Source organism: Rhodococcus sp. 27YEA15 (assembly GCF_049739425.1).
Taxonomy (GTDB): Bacteria; Actinomycetota; Actinomycetes; order Mycobacteriales; family Mycobacteriaceae; genus Rhodococcus_F.
The window spans coordinates 1,813,879-1,830,208 of the sequence record NZ_JBMHHW010000001.1; the positions used below are offsets into that span (position 1 = coordinate 1,813,879).

Genomic DNA, 16,330 nt, shown 5'->3' on the forward strand with positions numbered 1-16,330 from the left:
CGACTAGCGTGGGACGGGTGTTCACAGCTGCTGCTCTGGTACCTGCACCGCCACTCCTCGTCCCGCAATTGGCCGGACAAAGCTCGGAGGCCGCCGATCTTCGTCTCGCCGCTGTCGCCGCCGTGCGAGAGCTCGGTCGAGGCTCACGGCGCTGGATCGCGTTGGGAGTGGGGCAGGCGGGTCGACCGGTACACCGGGTCGGGGTGGGACGCGCGGTGGTGGGCACGTTTCTCGGGTTCGGCGTGGATCTGCGCACGGCGCTCGATCCGACCACCGACGGACCACCGGATCCGGAGCTCGAACTCTCTGCACTGATCGCCGGTTGGCTCAGGTCTGAGGTCGACTCGGAAGTCTGCATCGACCTGCACACCGTCGCCACGGACGCCACACCGCAGGAATGCCACCACCTCGGAGTGTCGTTGCGCGAGCAGATGGATGCCGATCCCGAACCGGTTGCACTGCTCGTGCTCGCGGACGGCGCCCGCACATTGACGAAGAAGGCCCCGGGCAGTTTCGACGAGCGTGCCGCCCCGGTACAGACGATGGTGGACGAGGCGCTCGCCACCGGTGACCGTGCCGCAGTCGAAAGCCTGGACCCGACCCTGTGCGCCGACGTGGGCATGGACGGTCGAGCGCCATGGCAGACCTTGGCCGGCGTGTTCGCCTCGGCACCGCCGCGCGCAGCGCAGAGCTACCGTGGTGCGCCGTTCGGCGTCGGTTACCACGTCGGGATGTGGCGTCCGTGAACGTTCCGGAAGAACTGCGTCCGGTGGCGGTGGTCGGACCGACCGCGACAGGCAAGTCGGACCTCGCTCTGTCCGTGGCAGAGGAGTTCGGCGGCGAGATCGTCAATATCGATGCGATGCAGCTGTATCGCGGGATGGACATCGGAACCGCCAAGCTTCCTCCTGCCGATCGACGTGGCATCTCGCATCATCTTCTCGACGTCCTCGACGTCACGGAAACCGCTACCGTCGCGCAGTACCAGCAGGCCGCGATCGGTGTCATCGAGGAGTTGATCGGCAACGGACGGATGCCGGTGGTCGTGGGCGGTTCGATGATGTACGTGCAGTCACTCCTCGACGAATGGTCTTTTCCTGCAACGGATCCACAGGTTCGAGCCAAGTGGGAAGCGGTGTTGGCGGAGTCCGGGGTCGGCGCCGTCCATGCCGCGTTGACCGCCGCCGATCCGGTGGCCGCCGCCTCGATTCTCGCGACCGACGGTCGACGGATGGTGCGGGCACTCGAGGTGGTGGAGCTGACGGGAAAGCCGTTCGCGGCGTCGGCGCCGCAGATCGGCCCGGCGCGGTGGGGGACCCGGATCGTCGGCGTCGACCGCGACACCGAGGAACTCGACGCCCGCATCCGACTGCGTACCGAGCAGATGTTCGACACCGGCCTGATCGACGAGGTACGCGCGCTGATCGAGGTGGGTCTTCGTGACGGTGTGACCGCGCCGCGCGCTATCGGATACGCGCAGGTCCTGGCCTACCTGGACGGCGAATACGATCTCTCGGAAGCGCTCGAGCGGACATTCGTCGGCACCCGCCGGTACGTGCGCAGGCAACGGTCCTGGTTCCGTCGTGATTCCCGGGTGCGGTGGGTGGACGGGGCCGACCCGAACCTGGTGTCCGCGGTGATCTCCGGGCTGGCGACGCCGGTGTCCGACGCCTGATCGGTCGGCAGTGATGTCCGCACTAGGATGGCGGGCATGGATTTCAGCAAGGGCCACGGTACCGAGAACGATTTCGTCGTTCTCCCCGATCCGGACGTGACGATCGATCTCGAGCTGTCGACAGTGGCGGCCCTGTGTGATCGCCGACGTGGGTTGGGCGCCGACGGAATCCTCCGGGTCGCGAAGGCAGGCGCGTTGGCGCAGGCCGGGGTGCTGGACGCGATTCCAGACGGCGTCGGTGCGGACGACTGGTTCATGGACTATCGCAACGGCGACGGATCCATAGCCGAGATGTGCGGCAACGGTGTTCGGGTATTCGCGCACTATCTGCGGGCGTCGGGGCTCGAGAGCCGTACCGGGTTCGTGGTGGGTTCTCGCGCCGGTGCCCGGCCGGTCGTCGTCCACAGCAGCGACGCCACCAATGGGGACGTCACCGTGGACATGGGAGTGGTGAACGATCTCGGACCCAGTACTGCCACCGTCGACGGTCGAGTGTTCAGCGGCATCGGTATCGACGTCGGTAATCCGCACCTGGCCTGCGTGGACGACCAGACCACGGCCGACGTCCTGGCCGGTCTCGATCTCACCGCGGCACCCGGTTTCGATCCGGCGTTCTTTCCCCACGGGGTGAACATCGAGATCGTCACACCGATCGACGACGGTGCTGTCCGGATGCGGGTTCACGAACGGGGCGTCGGTGAAACGCGATCGTGTGGAACCGGCACCGTCGCGGCTGCGGCGGCGGCTCTGCGCCACGACGGCCGGGAGTCGGGCTCGGTGACGGTGCGGGTGCTCGGCGGCGAGGTGCAGGTCACGATAGCGGACTCCCGGGCGGCCCTGCGCGGACCGTCGGTTCTGGTGGCGACCGGAACAATCAGCGACGAGTGGTGGAATTCGATTGCCTGACCTGCGGGTTCACCCGGTCGTGAAATGCGGATGCATCGCGGGTGTATTTCGTGCGACCATGGATTTCGTATGACGAACACACATGAGAACGAAGAGTTCACCGCTCACACGCAGTCCGACTACGCGAACAGCTCCGGAAGCGATCCTTCGACCGGTGAGATGCAGCTTGCCGACCGCGGTGCGCTGCGGCGCGTCGCCGGTCTGTCCACCGAGCTCGAAGACGTCACCGAGGTCGAGTACCGCCAGCTCCGACTCGAACGAGTGGTGTTGGTCGGTGTCTGGACTCAGGGCACCGCGATCCAGGCCGAGGCGAGTATGACCGAGTTGGCCGCGCTTGCCGAGACAGCAGGCTCGGAGGTCCTCGAAGGACTGGTCCAGCGCCGCGACAAACCCGACGCGTCCACCTATATCGGTTCCGGTAAGGCTCAGGAATTGCGCGAAGTCGTGCTCGCGACCGGCGCCGACACCGTCGTGTGTGACGGTGAACTGACACCCGCCCAGCTGACCGCGCTGGAAAAGATCGTCAAGGTCAAGGTCATCGATCGCACCGCGTTGATTCTCGACATCTTCGCTCAGCACGCCACTTCTCGTGAAGGTAAGGCGCAGGTCGCCTTCGCGCAGATGGAATACATGCTGCCCCGGCTGCGCGGTTGGGGTGAGTCGATGTCGAGGCAGGCCGGTGGCCGGGCGGGCAGTAACGGCGGCGTCGGTCTGCGTGGACCTGGTGAGACCAAGATCGAAACCGATCGCCGACGCATCCGTGAGCGGATGGCGAAGCTGCGCCGTGAGATCAAGGGGATGAAAGCCGCCCGCGACACCAAGCGAACGAAGCGGCTGCACAGCGACATTCCCTCGATCGCGATAGTGGGCTACACCAACGCCGGTAAATCCAGTCTGCTCAACTCGTTGACCGGATCAGGGGTGTTGGTGGAGAACGCGCTGTTCGCCACCTTGGATCCGACGACGCGACGCGCCGCGCTCGACGACGGTCGAGAATACGTCGTCACCGACACCGTCGGGTTCGTTCGACACCTGCCCACACAATTGGTCGAGGCCTTCCGCTCCACGCTCGAAGAGGTCACTGATGCGGACTTGCTGCTGCATGTCGTCGACGGATCCGACGCGTTGCCCACCGAACAGATCAAGGCGGTGCGTGAAGTGGTCACCGACGTTCTGCGCGAGACGGATTCGACGGCACCGCCGGAACTGATGGTGGTCAACAAGATCGACGCGGCGGATCCGGTGACGCTCACCCAACTGCGATCCCTGCTCCCGGGTGCGGTGTTCGTGTCGGCGCGCACCGGCGAGGGGATCGCCGAGTTGCGCGCTCGGCTCAGCGAGGTACTCGTACGCCCCGACGTCGAGGTCAATGTGCTGGTGCCGTACACGCGCGGTGACTTGATGGCTCGAATTCATTCCGACGGAACGATATTGGAAGCCGAACACGAGGAGTCCGGTACCCGGGTGCATGCCCGCGTGCCGCACATGTTGGCCTCGGCGCTGGTCGAGTACGCACCGAGCGCCTAGTGCGTCGGGCGGGTGCGGCACTCGCGTCGGCGGCCGCTGCACTGCTGACCGGCTCCGCCGTGGTGCTCACTGTCGGCATCGCCGATGCCCGCGCTTTCTCTCCGGTCACCGACGGCTTCGACGTGCTGTGCACACCGACAGATCCTGGCCTCGACGAGCTGTCGGGAATGGTCGTCGTCGGTGACCGTCTGTACGGCATCGGCGACAGCGGTAACGACGACGTCGTTCTGGAGATGGGAACGGACTGCCACGTCCATCGCCGAATTCCCGTTCCGATCGACCCGTACGACGTCGAGGACCTGGCGAGTCTCGACGGCGCACTCGTGCTCTCCGACACCGGGGACAATCTCCGCACGCGCACCACTGTCGCACTTGTCACCATGGATCCGGACACCGGCGAGGGCGACCTGCACCGGTTGACGTATCCGGACGGGCCGCACGACGCGGAATCGTTGCTTCTCGGCCCGGACGGTCGGCCGTTCATCGTGACGAAGGAACTCTTCGGAGCAAGCGCTGTCTACACCCCGGCGAACAACGAGACGACAGGGGAGTTGGCTCGCCCGGGTCCCACTGCGTTGAAACGCGTCGGAACGGTCACCGCCGGCAGCGAGAAGGCGAGTTCGGGGACCGTCGGTTCGGTTCTGTTCACCGGCGGAGCGGTCTCCGCAGGCGGTGAGGTTCTGGCGTTGCGAACATACACCGACGTCTACCTGTATCGAATCGTCGACGGCGACGTCGGCGCCACGCTGGTCGACACCGAACCTGTCGCGACGATACCCACACCGGCCGAGCCGCAGGGTGAATCCGTCGCATTCACCGAAAGTGGGGACCTTCTGATCGGCTCGGAAGCGGCGGGCGGTGATCTACCTCCGATCCACATTGCCCGCGGTGTGGTCGACGCGCTTGCGCCTGCACGCGATGCGACGTCGTCGTCGCGGCACTGGACGACTATTGTCTGGGCCGGTCTCGCTGTCGGCGTTGTGGGGGTAGGTCTGCTCTCGACCCGGTCACGACGGCTGCGGGGTTGAACGGCTGCGGGGTTGAACGGCTGCCGGGTTGAACGGCTGCCGGGTTGAACGGCTGCGGGGTTGAACGGCTGCGGGGTTGACTCGCGGCCCCGCCGCGGATGTGGATACTGGGACGGGTGCACGAGCAACATTTCTTGACGCGACTGTCGCAACTGTCCCTCGATCACGGCCACGCGATTCTCGTGCTGCTTGTCGGTTCGGCCGTGGCGCTGGTCGGTGCGGTGCTGATGACGAGGTGGCTGGCGTGGCGCGCCACCCTGGTGGCCGCAGGTCTGGCCGTTCTGACGGCCGTGACCTGCGCCGTGGTGGTGTGGGTGAGGTACCGGCCGCTCCCACTGCAGGTGCCGGTGCCCAGTCTGCTGTGGACGGCGGTGGCGGGGTTCGTGATGGTCGGCTCCGTCATGGTGCTCCGACGGCGCCCAGGACTGCTTCGAGGTGCATCGGTGATCGGGCTGGCCGGGATCGCAGCGGTGGTCGCGGCCGGGCAGGTCAATGCGCACACCGGTACCTTTCCGACGGCAGGCTCGCTGGTAGGGCACTGGCCGCTCGGAGCAACGGAGACCGTCGATTTCGCTTCGGTGCCAGGCTTCGATCCGGCACCTCAACAGGGATTGCCGACACAGGAGCATTGGCGGGCCCCAGCGGACATTCCCCGGCACGGAGTCCTCACCGAGGTACCGATTCCAGGCGAGGTTTCCGGTTTCGCGGCTCGCCCGGCCATGGTGTACCTGCCGCCTGCCTACCTTGCCGAACCGCGAGCCGAGCTGCCCGTCCTCGTTCTGATCGCCGGCCAGCCTGGAAATCCGGCCGATTGGCTCGACAGTGGGAAGCTCACTCGGACAATCGATTCCTTTGCCTCGCAGCACTCCGGTCTGGCCCCGGTAGTGGTGCTGCCCGACGCTTTGGGTGCGTTCGATGCCAATCCCGGGTGTATGGACTCGTCCCTCGGCAACGTCGCCACGTATCTCTCGGACGACGTGCCGACGTGGATCGAGACGAATCTGCAGGTCAATCCGAATCCGGCCCAGTGGGCGATCGGCGGCTACTCGTACGGGGGTACCTGCGCCATCCAGATGGCGGTCACCCACCCGGAGCGGTATCCGACGTTCTTGGACTTCTCCGGTCAGGACGAGCCGTCGGTGGGTGACCATGCCACCACGGTATCGGCGATGTTCGGCGGTGACGAGAGCGCATTCGACGCGGTCAATGCCAGAGATCTGATGTTGCACAATTCGTTTCCGCAGATTTCGGGGATCTTTGTCGCGGGGGCGGACGACGCGACGTTCCGGCCGCAACAGCAGACTATGTTCGCTGCCGCGCGCCGAGCAGGCATGAACGTCGAATATTATTCGTTGCCCGGCGGCCATTCCGGCCAGGTCTGGGGCACGGCATTCGCACTCGAAATCGATTGGCTGAGCCGGACACTCGACCTGATTCGGTGAGTGCCCGGCTCGGCAACCGTGGGGAGCGAAAGATCAGGCGTCGAGATCCGAGGCGACCAGGTCCGCGATCGTGGTCAGGACCGCTTCGTCGTCGGACTCGACGGTGACCTCGGTGCCCTGGGTTGCGCCGAGAGTCATGATCATCAGCGCGGACCCCGCGTCCACGGGCTCGGTATCGGCTACCGCCAAGGTCACGGTGACGCCGGAGTCGGCAACGGCTTCGGCGATCAACGCCGCGGGGCGAGCGTGCAGGCCGACTGCGGAACCGACGGTGACTGTCTTGCTGGGCATGATAACTCCTGGTTGTGTGGTGGTCGGACGAGTGCCGGGGAAATTCGGGTTCATATCGGAGGGTAGCGGCAGTGACTCCCGATCAGGCCGCTATCGCAGTCGCCACCCTCTCGGTATCGGTGGTGGGTTTCTTGCGGATGAGTTCTTTGGCACCGATGACGGCGATGGCAGCAATCACGGTTCCGACGGCGAGGGACACGAGGAACCAGCCGATGCCGCCGACTGCGAAGAAGACGAAGATTCCGCCGTGCGGTGCGCTCAACGTCACGTCGAACGCCATGATCAGTGCGCCGGTCACCGCGCCGCCCGCCATCATCGACGGGATCACACGCAGCGGATCGGCTGCTGCGAACGGGATGGCGCCTTCGGAGATGAATGCGGAGCCCAGCAGCCAGGCTGCCTTGCCGTTCTCACGCTCGGCCGCACTGAAGAGCTTGGGGCGCAATACGGTCGACGCCAAGGCCATCGCGAGCGGCGGGACCATACCGGCCGCCATGACGGCGGCCATGATGCGCAGAGTAGCCGGGTCGTTCACATTCAGACCGGCGACGGCGAAGGCGTACGCGGCCTTGTTGACCGGACCGCCCAGATCGAAGCACATCATCAGGCCCAAGATGATGCCGAGGAATACTACCGAGCTGCCGGAGAGGCCGTTGAGCCAGTCCGTCAGTCCGTTGGTGATCGCGGCGAGCGGACGTCCGAGCACCAAGAACATCAAGGCGCCGACGACGAGAGTCGCGAACAGCGGGATGATCACCACGGGCATGAGACCGCGAAGCCACTGAGGAACTGCGATTCTGCCGATGTAGAGGGCGACGACACCGGCGATCAGACCGCCTACCAGGCCGCCGATGAAGCCGGCGCCGACGAATACGGCCACCGCACCGGCGGTGAAGCCTGGCGCGATACCGGGACGGTCGGCGATCGCGAAGGCTATGTAACCGGCCAGCGCCGGGACCAGGAAGCTGAACGCCAGCGAGCCGATCTGGTACAGCACCGCACCCAGATAGATCTTCAGTCCGCCGTCGGGAAGGTTGGTGAGCGAGTTGTCGAGGACGATGTCCTTGGCGGGCCCGGAAATCTCGTATCCGCCGAGAAGGAAGCCGAGCGCGATCAGCAAACCACCAGCTGCGACGAACGGAATCATGTAACTGACGCCGGTGAGCAGGACCTGTCGCAGGTGGGTGCCGAATCCGATGGAACCTGCATCGGAGTCCTCGGTTGCCGCGGCACTGCCGTCTACTTTTGCGGCTCCGGGGTTCTCGGCGGCGCGCAATGCTTCGGACACCATCTTGTCCGGCTCGTTGATGGCACGTTTGACGCCGGACGCAACCACCGGTTTACCGGCGAATCGCTCGCGGCCCTTGACCCCGACATCGGTGGCGAAGATGACCGCTGCCGCGCTCGCGATCAGCGACGGCGCCAACGGTGTACTACCGCTCGATCCTTGAGTTTCCACGTGCACGGGCACACCGGCGCGTTCACCGGCCGCAACCAGCGAGTCGGCCGCCATGTACGTGTGTGCGATCCCGGTCGGGCACGCGGTGACGGCGACGATGTGCTGTTGCGCGTTCTTCGTCTCGGCGGTTGTCTCCGGGGAGGAGGTGGGGGTCGAAACTGTGTCGGGCGCGGCTGGTTTCGGTGCGGGGTTGAGAACGTCGTCGACGAGACGGACGATCTCGTCTTCGGTGGAGGCTTCCCGAAGCGAGGCGACGAATGCCGGACGGACAAGGGCACGCGCCAGCGAGGAGAGTAGCTTCATGTGCTCGGCGCCTGCGCCCTCGGGTGCGGCGATCAGGAAGACCAGGTCGGCGGGGCCGTCCGGAGCGCCGAAGTCGACCTTCGGATTCAGGCGTGCAAATCCCAGCGACGCGGTCCGAACCGCTTCGGCGCGGCAGTGGGGGATCGCGATACCGCCCGGAAGTCCGGTCGCGGACTGGGCTTCGCGAGCCAGGGCGGCGTCGATCAGCCCCGAGGCCTCGCTTGCTCGACCGGCGGACGTGAGACGCTCGGCCAACGACCGGATGACGTCTGCCTTGCTCGTACCCAGGTCGGTGTCGAGTGAGATCAGTTCCGCACTGATGATGCTCGGGCCGGACCCTGCACCTGCGGTGGTATCGGACATGTCGTGTTCCTTCTGGCTCGAGGGAGTTCGTTGCTCGGCGCACTGCGACTGTGCGGCTGTGCGGTTGTGCTGTCAGCTGTGTGGTTGGACTGCGGTGACGGTGACGGCGTCGAGATCGAGTTGATCGGGTCGCGGCAAGGTGGTTCCGGGTAGTGCGGCTGCAGCGCTGCCGTAGGCCACCGCCCGGCGCAGACGATCGGGTTCGGCCAGCCCTTCGGTCTCCGCCAGGAGATAACCGGCGAGGGACGAGTCGCCTGCGCCGACGGTGCTCAGTGCGACGATGGGCGGTCGGTGGGCGACCCAGGCGCCGTCGGCGGTGACCAACACGGCGCCCGCGGCACCCAGCGTGGCCAGTACCGACACGACTCCCTGATCGACCAGACGACCTGCGGCTGCGATCGCGGGACCGGGATCGCCTGCTTCGGCTGCCTGCTCGAGAACATGCGAGTCGAAGCCGGTCAGCTGTGCGAGTTCCTCGCCGTTCGGTTTCAGCAGGTCGGGGGCAGCGCGTGGAAATCCGTCGGCGAGCTCGGTCAGGGGTGCGTCCGAGGTGTCGACGGCGATCCGGCAGGGATGGTCGCGCAGCGCGACGACGAGTTCGGCGTACCAGCCCAGGGGCACGCCGGGTGGCAGTGAGCCGGAGAGCGCAAACCACCTGGCGTTGTCGGCATGGTGGAGAAGTTCCCCGGCCAGCGCGTCGAGAGTCGCCGCCGACAATGCGGGACCGGGTTCGTTGATCTTCGTGGTGGTCCCGTCGGGTTCTGCGATGGTGATGTTGGTGCGGGCACATCCGTCGACGCTCACGCCTCGGCACGGGATGCCGCCTTCTTCGAGTGCGAGAAGTAGCGGATCGCCGGGGTTGCCGGGCAGGATCGCGAGGGTGTCGACGCCTGCCGCGGTCAGCACGCGAGCGACGTTGACGCCTTTACCGCCCGGATCGCTGCGTGTGGATGTGGCGCGCAGTACCGAACCGCGCTCGAGGCGTTGCTCGAGACGTACCGTGCGATCGATACTCGGATTGGCTGTCAGTGTGACGATCATGCGATCACCACCTCGATTCCGTGGTCCTGAAATTCGGTTGTCGATTCCGCGCTGATGTCGGAGTCGGTGACGAGGACGTCGATGCTGTCGAGCGGAGCGAAACTGATCAGATGCTCTCGTCCCACCTTCGACGAATCTGCAAGCACTACTACGTGATTGGCGGCCTTGACCATGGCGCGTTTGACCGCGGCCTCTTCGCTGTCCGGGGTGGACAGACCGTGGTCGACGCTGACGGCGTTGGTGCCGATGAACGCGACGTCCACCCGCAGGGTGCTCAGGAGTCGGAGGGCGTCCTCGCCCACGGCAGCCTGGGTCACGCCGCGCACCCGACCACCCAGCAGGATCAGCGACACCGCGGTCATCGACGCGAGGCGGGCGCCGATCGGTACCGAATTGGTCACCGCGGTGAGATCGTGATCGCCGGGTAGTTCGGGCATCATGCGTGCGGTGGTGGTTCCGGCATCGAAGATGACGCTGCCGCCGGCCGGTGGGAGATAGGTGAGCGCGCAGCGTGCGATTCGCTCTTTCTGTTCGGCTCGGGTCTGGTCACGCTCGGCCATGCCGGGTTCGCCGACGGTGAGTGAACCGGCAGGTACCGCGCCGCCGTGTACGCGTCGGATCTGGCCGATGCGTTCGAGGAGCGCGAGATCACGGCGGACGGTCTCCGTCGTAACCCCGAAGGTCTCGGCCAGAGCCGCCACGGACATTCGTCCGCGCTGCGACACCAGGGTGCCGATCGCTTGTTGGCGTTCTTCCGCGTACACGTGCGCTCCGCTTCGAAGGGTGATCCGGGTGGTGCGGTGTGGATCACAGTGAATGTTGCTTTATGTTGTTTTACGCCCGAATGTGTTGACATGTCAAGCAGCACGAGTAACGTTCGTCACAGCGAAGAGGTAGTGACGGCACTACCGAGTTGGTTTTTGGAGGACTGATGAGCGAACAGCGAGAACGCACCACCGTCCGGGGAACGCCCGTGGTCCCCGGCGTGGCGTACGGTCCGGCGATCTGGCCTGCGCCTCGCCCGGCGCTGATCGTCGAGGCACCCACACTGTCCGAGGACGAGCGCGACACGGCACAAACGACGTTCGTCGACGCCGCGAAGGCCGTCGAAGATCGACTTCGCGCACGAGCTGCCGCTGCGACCGGCTCCGCCGCCGAGGTGTTGCTCGCCAACGCGTCGATGGCCGCAGATCGCGGTTGGATCGGTGCCGCCCGGAAGTCGATAGCCGCCGGGGTGCCGCCGGTACAGGCCGCGATCGCGGCCACCGAACAGTTCGCCGCCGTGTTCACCAAGCTCGGCGGTGTGACGGCCGAGCGAGTCACCGATCTCGAAGACATTCGCGATCGAGTCGTCGCCGAGCTGTCCGGCGAATCCGAGCCGGGCATTCCCACCCCGGCTGTGCCCTCGGTACTCTGCGCCGACGATCTGGCTCCGGCGGACACCGCAGGCTTGGATCCTGCCCGGATAGTCGCGTTGGTCACTGTTCGCGGCGGCCAGACCAGCCACACGGCGATCATCGCCAGACAACTGGGAATTCCGTGTATCGTCGCCGCCGCCGAGCTGCGATCGGTGCCGGCCGGCGCACTGATTCTCGTCGACGGTGCCGGCGGTGAGATCGTTTCGAACCCGGACCCGGAGGAGGCGACGGCGCTGGTCGAGCAGTACCGCGTCGAACGTGACCGTATCGGTGCCTGGACCGGCCCCGGACGCACGGCGGACGGGTTGACCGTCGACGTCCTGGCGAATGTTCAGGACGGCGCAGGCGCCCGAGCTGCGGCATCGACCGCGGCGAGCGGTGTCGGACTGTTCCGCACCGAACTGTGCTTCCTCGGACGCGACGTCGAACCGACCGTGGACGAGCAGGCGAGTATCTACGGCGAGGTCATGGACGCCTTTACGGGTAAGAAAGTGGTGATCCGGACTCTCGACGCCGGCTCCGACAAACCACTCGCGTTCGCCAACCATGCGGACGAAGCCAACCCGGCGCTCGGCGTCCGCGGCATTCGAATTGCCTGGCAGGACAAAGGGATTCTGGACCGTCAACTCGACGCCATTGCGGCCGCGGCCGCCTCGACGTCGTCATCGCCGTGGGTCATGGCCCCCATGATCGCCACCCCGGACGAGGCACGGGAATTCGCCGAAGCAGTCCGCGTGCGAAACCTCATTCCCGGCGTCATGGTCGAAATCCCGGCAGCCGCCCTGCTGGCCGAGCAGATCCTCGAACACGTGGAGTTCCTGTCCATCGGCACCAACGATCTGGCTCAGTACACGATGGCTGCCGACCGGATGTCGTCCGAACTCGCAGCGTTGACCGATCCCTGGCAGCCGGCGGTACTCGCGCTCGTCGCCCGTACCGCGGCCGCGGGCAAAGCCGCAGGCAAGCCGGTCGGAGTGTGCGGCGAGGCCGCATCGGATCCGCTGCTCGCATGTGTGCTCGTGGGTCTCGGTGTCACCTCACTCTCCTGTGCGGCAGCAGCTGTCGCCGGGGTCGGTGCGAAACTCGGCACGGTCACCTCCGCACAGTGCGAGGCCGCCGCAACGGCGGTTCTGGCAACGGGAAGCCCGGCCGCAGCGCGGGAGGCCGCAGTAGCCGCGTTGTCCTGACTCGTGCCGTCGACCTCTAGTATGTCGAGCTGTGAACGAACGAGATACGACGACGAGGGCCGGCGGCCTCGGCTGGAGCGTCCATGGGGACGGCAAGCGGATCGCCGACGGTGCAGTGGTCGGGCCGGACGAGCGGTTGAGTTGGCCGCGGACCATCGGAATCGGGATGCAGCACGTCATCGCGATGTTCGGGGCCACGCTGCTGGTGCCGACCATCACCGGGTTTCCCGTCACCACCACGCTGTTGTTCTCGGGTATCGGAACCGCGCTGTTCCTGATCATCACGCGCGGCCGGATTCCCAGCTACCTGGGTTCGTCGTTCGCGTTCATCGCACCGCTCACGGCGTCGGCAGGTTCGGGGCCGGCGGCCCAGCTCGGCGCTGTCGTGGCGGTGGGTGTCGTGCTGATGCTGATCGGCGTCGCCGTTCGGCTGATCGGCGGACGGATCATCGATGCCGTCATGCCGCCCGTCGTGACCGGTGCCGTCGTGGCACTGATCGGCCTGAATCTGGCGCCGACGGCAGCCGGGTCGTTTCAGTCTCAGCCGCTGATCGCCACCGTCACCTTGCTGTCGATTCTGCTGGTGACCGTGGTGGGGCCGGGGTTGCTCGGTCGTCTGGGCATCCTCGTCGGGGTTGTCGTCGGATGGGTGTTCGCCGCAGTGATCGGTGGCCTGGACAGTGACCGTGTCGACGCTCTGCGAGCCGCCGACTGGTTCGGCCTTCCCAGCCTGCACGGTCCGTCGTTCGACTGGTCCGTGATCGTGCTGGCATTGCCGGTGGTGATCGTGCTGGTCGCGGAGAACGTCGGACACGTCAAGGCGGTGTCGGCGATGACCGGGAAGTCGCTCGACGACATGGCGGGCAATGCGTTGTTCGCCGACGGTCTCGCGACCACACTCGCCGGTGCGGGCGGTGGATCGGGAACCACCACCTACGCCGAGAACATCGGGGTGATGGCTGCCACCCGGGTCTACTCCACTGCTGCTTACTGGGTGGCTGCGGCGACGGCGGTGGTGCTCGCGTTCTCACCGAAATTCGGCGCACTCGTCTTCACCGTGCCGAACGGGGTCATCGGTGGGGCGACGATGGTGCTCTACGGGCTCATCGGCATCCTCGGAGTGCGAATCTGGATGGAGGCCAAGGTCGACTTCACGGATCCGGTGAATCTCACCGTCGCCGCAGCTGCCCTGGTCGCGGGCATCGGAAACCTGACCCTCACCATCGGTTCCGTCGAACTGGGGGGCATCGCCTGGGGATCGGTGGGCATTCTCATCGCGTACCCGGTCATGAAGAAGCTCGCCGCTGTGCGTACTTCGGGTAACACATAACCGGTACGGTCACGGATCGTGATCGTTCGAGTCATCGACCGATCCGGCGGTGCGATCTACTGTGGGCTCAAGAGTGGCGTGGGTAACACGCCGCTGAAATAGCGCACCGCCGTGGGGAAACGTGGTTCCGCGGGAACGCGGTTTCGTGGGAGTGCAGCGCCGAGGAAATACAGAGGAGTCGACGTGGATCGCACCTTGTTCGAACCGGAACATGAACTCTTCCGGGAGTCGTACCAGAAGTTCTTGGCGCAACACGTGGCGCCGAACCACGAGCGGTGGGAAGAGCAGAACATCGTCGATCGAGACGTGTGGGTCGAGGCCGGCAAACAAGGATTCCTGGGAACTGCGGTTCCGGAGGAATTCGGCGGCGGAGGGGTGAAGGACTTCCGCTACAACGCGATCATCGCGGAGGAAACCACCAAGCGTGGATTCAGCGGAATCGGGTTCACATTGCACAACGACGTCGTCGCGCCCTACCTCCTCGACCTGGCCAACGACGAGCAGAAGCAGCGCTGGTTGCCGGGATTCGCGTCCGGCGAGCTCATCTCGGCCATCGCGATGACCGAGCCCGGTACCGGTAGCGACCTGCAGGGCATCAAGACCAGAGCGGTTCGAGACGGCGACCATTGGATTCTCAACGGTTCCAAGACATTCATCACCAACGGCATCAACGCGGACATCGTCATCGTCGTGGCCTGTACCGATCCGGACAAAGGTGCCCAAGGCTTCAGTCTGTTCGTGGTCGAACGTGACATGCCCGGTTTCGAGCGTGGACGCAACCTCGACAAGATCGGGATGAAGGCGCAGGACACGGCAGAACTGAGCTTCACCGACGTGCGAGTGCCGACGGCCAACCTGCTCGGTGCCGAAGGCATGGGGTTCATCTACCTCATGAAGAACCTCCCGCAGGAGCGGTTGTCCATCGCTGTGGTGGCGGCCGCAGCGATGGAATCCGTTCTCGAGAAGACCATCCAGTACTGCCGCGACCGCAAGGCATTCGGCAAGTCGATCGGCAGCTTCCAGAACACTCGCTTCGTGTTGGCCGAACTTGCCACCGAAACCACGGCCGTTCGCATCCTGGTCGACAAGTTCATCGAACAACTCAATGCCGAGAAGCTGACCGTCCAGGAAGCGGCGATGGCCAAGTGGTGGACCACCGAAGCCCAGGTCAAGCTCATCGATCGGTGCTTGCAACTGCACGGCGGCTACGGCTACATGAAGGAGTACCCGATCGCCAAGGCGTACCTGGACTCTCGCGTTCAGACGATCTACGGCGGAACCACTGAGATCATGAAGGAAATCATCGGACGTTCGCTCAACCTCTGATCAGTTCCGGCCCAACGAGGCGGGGCCCTGGCATCTGCCAGGGCCCCGCCTCGATATCTGCTCCCGGAATTCGACTCAGATCTTGCGCATCACGGTCACGACCTTGCCCAGAATGACAGCGTCGTTACCCGGAATCGGATCGAACAGAGGGTTGTGCGGCATGAGCAGAACCTCCTTCTTCGTTCGCTTGAACGTCTTCACCGTGGCTTCGCCGTCGATCATCGCCGCCACGATGTCGCCGTTCTCCGCCACGCTCTGTTGGCGAACCACAACCCAGTCGCCGTCACAGATCGCGATGTCGATCATCGACTCGCCGACAACCTTCAACATGAACAGCGAACCCTGCCCCACCAGTTCGCGGGGGAGGGGAAACACCTCCTCGACAGCCTGTTCCGCCAGAATCGGTCCGCCGGCAGCGATCCGGCCCAACACCGGAACGAAAGCGGGTTCGGGAAGTGGATCGGCCGACGTGGCCTCACCCGAGATCTTGGTCACCGACGCTATGGCGGTGTCTGCCGCGATTTCGTCCACGCCGCGCACGTCCACCGCGCGCGGACGATTGGGATCACGCCGGAGGAAACCTTTACGTTCGAGGGTGCGAAGCTGATGCGCCACCGAGGACGTCGACGTCAAACCCACGGCGTCGCCGATTTCACGGATGCTCGGCGGATAACCCCGCTCACTCACCGAATCGCGGATGACCTCGAGGACACGGCGCTGACGCGGCGTCAACGATTCGCTTGATGTCGCACCAGCCCCTGCCGCCGTGGTTGCTGCCGTCGCGGCACTCGTGGAGCGATCGTCCTTCATGGCGTGTGGCCTCCGTGTCTGCGGTGATGCGTGTCTGCGGTGATGCGTGTCTGCGGTGATGCGTGTCTGCGGTGATGCGTGTCTGCGGTGATGCGGTGATGCGGTGTTGCAGTGGAGCAAGTGGTATTTCGGGAGGTTGTCGGTGGCTCCTGTCACCATGTGATCGTTCGGATCTCGATCAGCAGGTGATCGGTCAATCGGCAACTCGGAGCACGACGGCGTTT

At 65.5% G+C, this 16,330-nt stretch carries 14 protein-coding genes; 9 read left to right on the forward strand and 5 right to left on the reverse strand.

Going from position 1 to position 16,330, the window contains the following annotated elements:
- Window positions 1-17 precede the first annotated feature (17 nt).
- The 6 genes from ABH922_RS08335 to ABH922_RS08360 all read left to right on the forward strand — a co-directional run bounded on the left by ABH922_RS08335 (window position 18) and on the right by ABH922_RS08360 (window position 6,578).
- A complete protein-coding gene (locus tag ABH922_RS08335) occupies window positions 18-746 on the forward strand; it encodes a hypothetical protein (RefSeq protein WP_424806463.1) in 729 nt (242 codons plus the stop codon).
- The gene (miaA, locus tag ABH922_RS08340; protein ID WP_424806464.1) at window positions 734-1,675 is read left to right on the forward strand and encodes a tRNA (adenosine(37)-N6)-dimethylallyltransferase MiaA; all 942 of its coding nucleotides are present in this window, start codon (window positions 734-736) and stop codon (window positions 1,673-1,675) included. Before ABH922_RS08335 ends, miaA begins: the two co-directional genes overlap by 13 nt.
- 36 nt (window positions 1,676-1,711) lie before the next feature.
- Entirely contained in the window at window positions 1,712-2,581 is an 870-nt protein-coding gene (gene dapF / locus ABH922_RS08345; RefSeq protein ID WP_424806465.1) for a diaminopimelate epimerase, read from the forward strand.
- Between the two features lie 69 nt (window positions 2,582-2,650).
- Window positions 2,651-4,108 (forward strand): GTPase HflX, encoded by a 1,458-nt coding sequence (gene hflX / locus ABH922_RS08350; RefSeq protein WP_424806466.1) that lies wholly within the window; start codon window positions 2,651-2,653, stop codon window positions 4,106-4,108.
- Window positions 4,108-5,136, forward strand: a complete 1,029-nt coding sequence (locus tag ABH922_RS08355; RefSeq protein WP_424806467.1) for a hypothetical protein — start codon at window positions 4,108-4,110, stop codon at window positions 5,134-5,136. The genes hflX and ABH922_RS08355 overlap by 1 nt, the downstream gene beginning before the upstream one ends.
- 116 nt (window positions 5,137-5,252) lie before the next feature.
- On the forward strand, window positions 5,253-6,578 hold the full coding sequence (locus ABH922_RS08360) for an alpha/beta hydrolase (protein ID WP_424806468.1): 1,326 nt from the start codon (window positions 5,253-5,255) through the stop codon (window positions 6,576-6,578).
- Window positions 6,579-6,611: 33 nt separating this feature from the next.
- Here the strand turns inward: ABH922_RS08360 and ABH922_RS08365 are convergent, their stop codons facing one another.
- The 4 genes from ABH922_RS08365 to ABH922_RS08380 all read right to left on the reverse strand — a co-directional run bounded on the left by ABH922_RS08365 (window position 6,612) and on the right by ABH922_RS08380 (window position 10,799).
- Window positions 6,612-6,869, reverse strand: coding sequence for an HPr family phosphocarrier protein (locus ABH922_RS08365; protein ID WP_424806469.1), 258 nt, complete (start codon window positions 6,867-6,869; stop codon window positions 6,612-6,614).
- Window positions 6,870-6,951: 82 nt separating this feature from the next.
- Complete coding sequence (locus tag ABH922_RS08370; protein WP_424806470.1) at window positions 6,952-8,994, reverse strand: PTS fructose transporter subunit IIABC; 2,043 nt, start codon at window positions 8,992-8,994, stop codon at window positions 6,952-6,954.
- A 72-nt stretch (window positions 8,995-9,066) separates the two neighbouring features.
- Complete coding sequence (locus ABH922_RS08375) at window positions 9,067-10,035, reverse strand: 1-phosphofructokinase family hexose kinase (protein WP_424806471.1); 969 nt, start codon at window positions 10,033-10,035, stop codon at window positions 9,067-9,069.
- Window positions 10,032-10,799: a DeoR/GlpR family DNA-binding transcription regulator gene (locus tag ABH922_RS08380; RefSeq protein WP_424806472.1), complete on the reverse strand. Its 768-nt coding sequence runs from the start codon at window positions 10,797-10,799 to the stop codon at window positions 10,032-10,034. Before ABH922_RS08380 ends, ABH922_RS08375 begins: the two co-directional genes overlap by 4 nt.
- A gap of 167 nt (window positions 10,800-10,966) precedes the next feature.
- On the opposite strand from ABH922_RS08380, the gene ABH922_RS08385 reads away from it, so the two are divergent.
- From ABH922_RS08385 to ABH922_RS08395, 3 genes are all read left to right on the forward strand, one after another.
- A complete protein-coding gene (locus tag ABH922_RS08385) occupies window positions 10,967-12,640 on the forward strand; it encodes a putative PEP-binding protein (RefSeq protein WP_424806473.1) in 1,674 nt (557 codons plus the stop codon).
- A 31-nt stretch (window positions 12,641-12,671) separates the two neighbouring features.
- Window positions 12,672-13,970, forward strand: coding sequence for a uracil-xanthine permease family protein (locus ABH922_RS08390; protein WP_424806474.1), 1,299 nt, complete (start codon window positions 12,672-12,674; stop codon window positions 13,968-13,970).
- A 183-nt stretch (window positions 13,971-14,153) separates the two neighbouring features.
- On the forward strand, window positions 14,154-15,296 hold the full coding sequence (locus tag ABH922_RS08395; protein WP_424806475.1) for an acyl-CoA dehydrogenase family protein: 1,143 nt from the start codon (window positions 14,154-14,156) through the stop codon (window positions 15,294-15,296).
- Window positions 15,297-15,371: 75 nt separating this feature from the next.
- On the opposite strand, the gene lexA is transcribed toward ABH922_RS08395, so the two are convergent.
- Entirely contained in the window at window positions 15,372-16,106 is a 735-nt protein-coding gene (lexA, locus tag ABH922_RS08400) for a transcriptional repressor LexA (RefSeq protein WP_424806476.1), read from the reverse strand.
- Window positions 16,107-16,330 lie beyond the last annotated feature (224 nt).

Bases quoted from the DNA above. Each gene is read 5' to 3' on its own strand.
- dapF (WP_424806465.1), top strand. From the start codon at position 1,712: ATGGATTTCAGCAAGGGCCACGGTACCGAGAACGATTTCGTCGTTCTC.
- ABH922_RS08385 (WP_424806473.1), top strand. From the start codon at position 10,967: ATGAGCGAACAGCGAGAACGCACCACCGTCCGGGGAACGCCCGTGGTC.
- ABH922_RS08370 (WP_424806470.1), bottom strand. From the start codon at position 8,994: ATGTCCGATACCACCGCAGGTGCAGGGTCCGGCCCGAGCATCATCAGT.
- ABH922_RS08375 (WP_424806471.1), bottom strand. From the start codon at position 10,035: ATGATCGTCACACTGACAGCCAATCCGAGTATCGATCGCACGGTACGT.
- hflX (WP_424806466.1), top strand. From the start codon at position 2,651: ATGACGAACACACATGAGAACGAAGAGTTCACCGCTCACACGCAGTCC.
- lexA (WP_424806476.1), bottom strand. From the start codon at position 16,106: ATGAAGGACGATCGCTCCACGAGTGCCGCGACGGCAGCAACCACGGCG.
- ABH922_RS08365 (WP_424806469.1), bottom strand. From the start codon at position 6,869: ATGCCCAGCAAGACAGTCACCGTCGGTTCCGCAGTCGGCCTGCACGCT.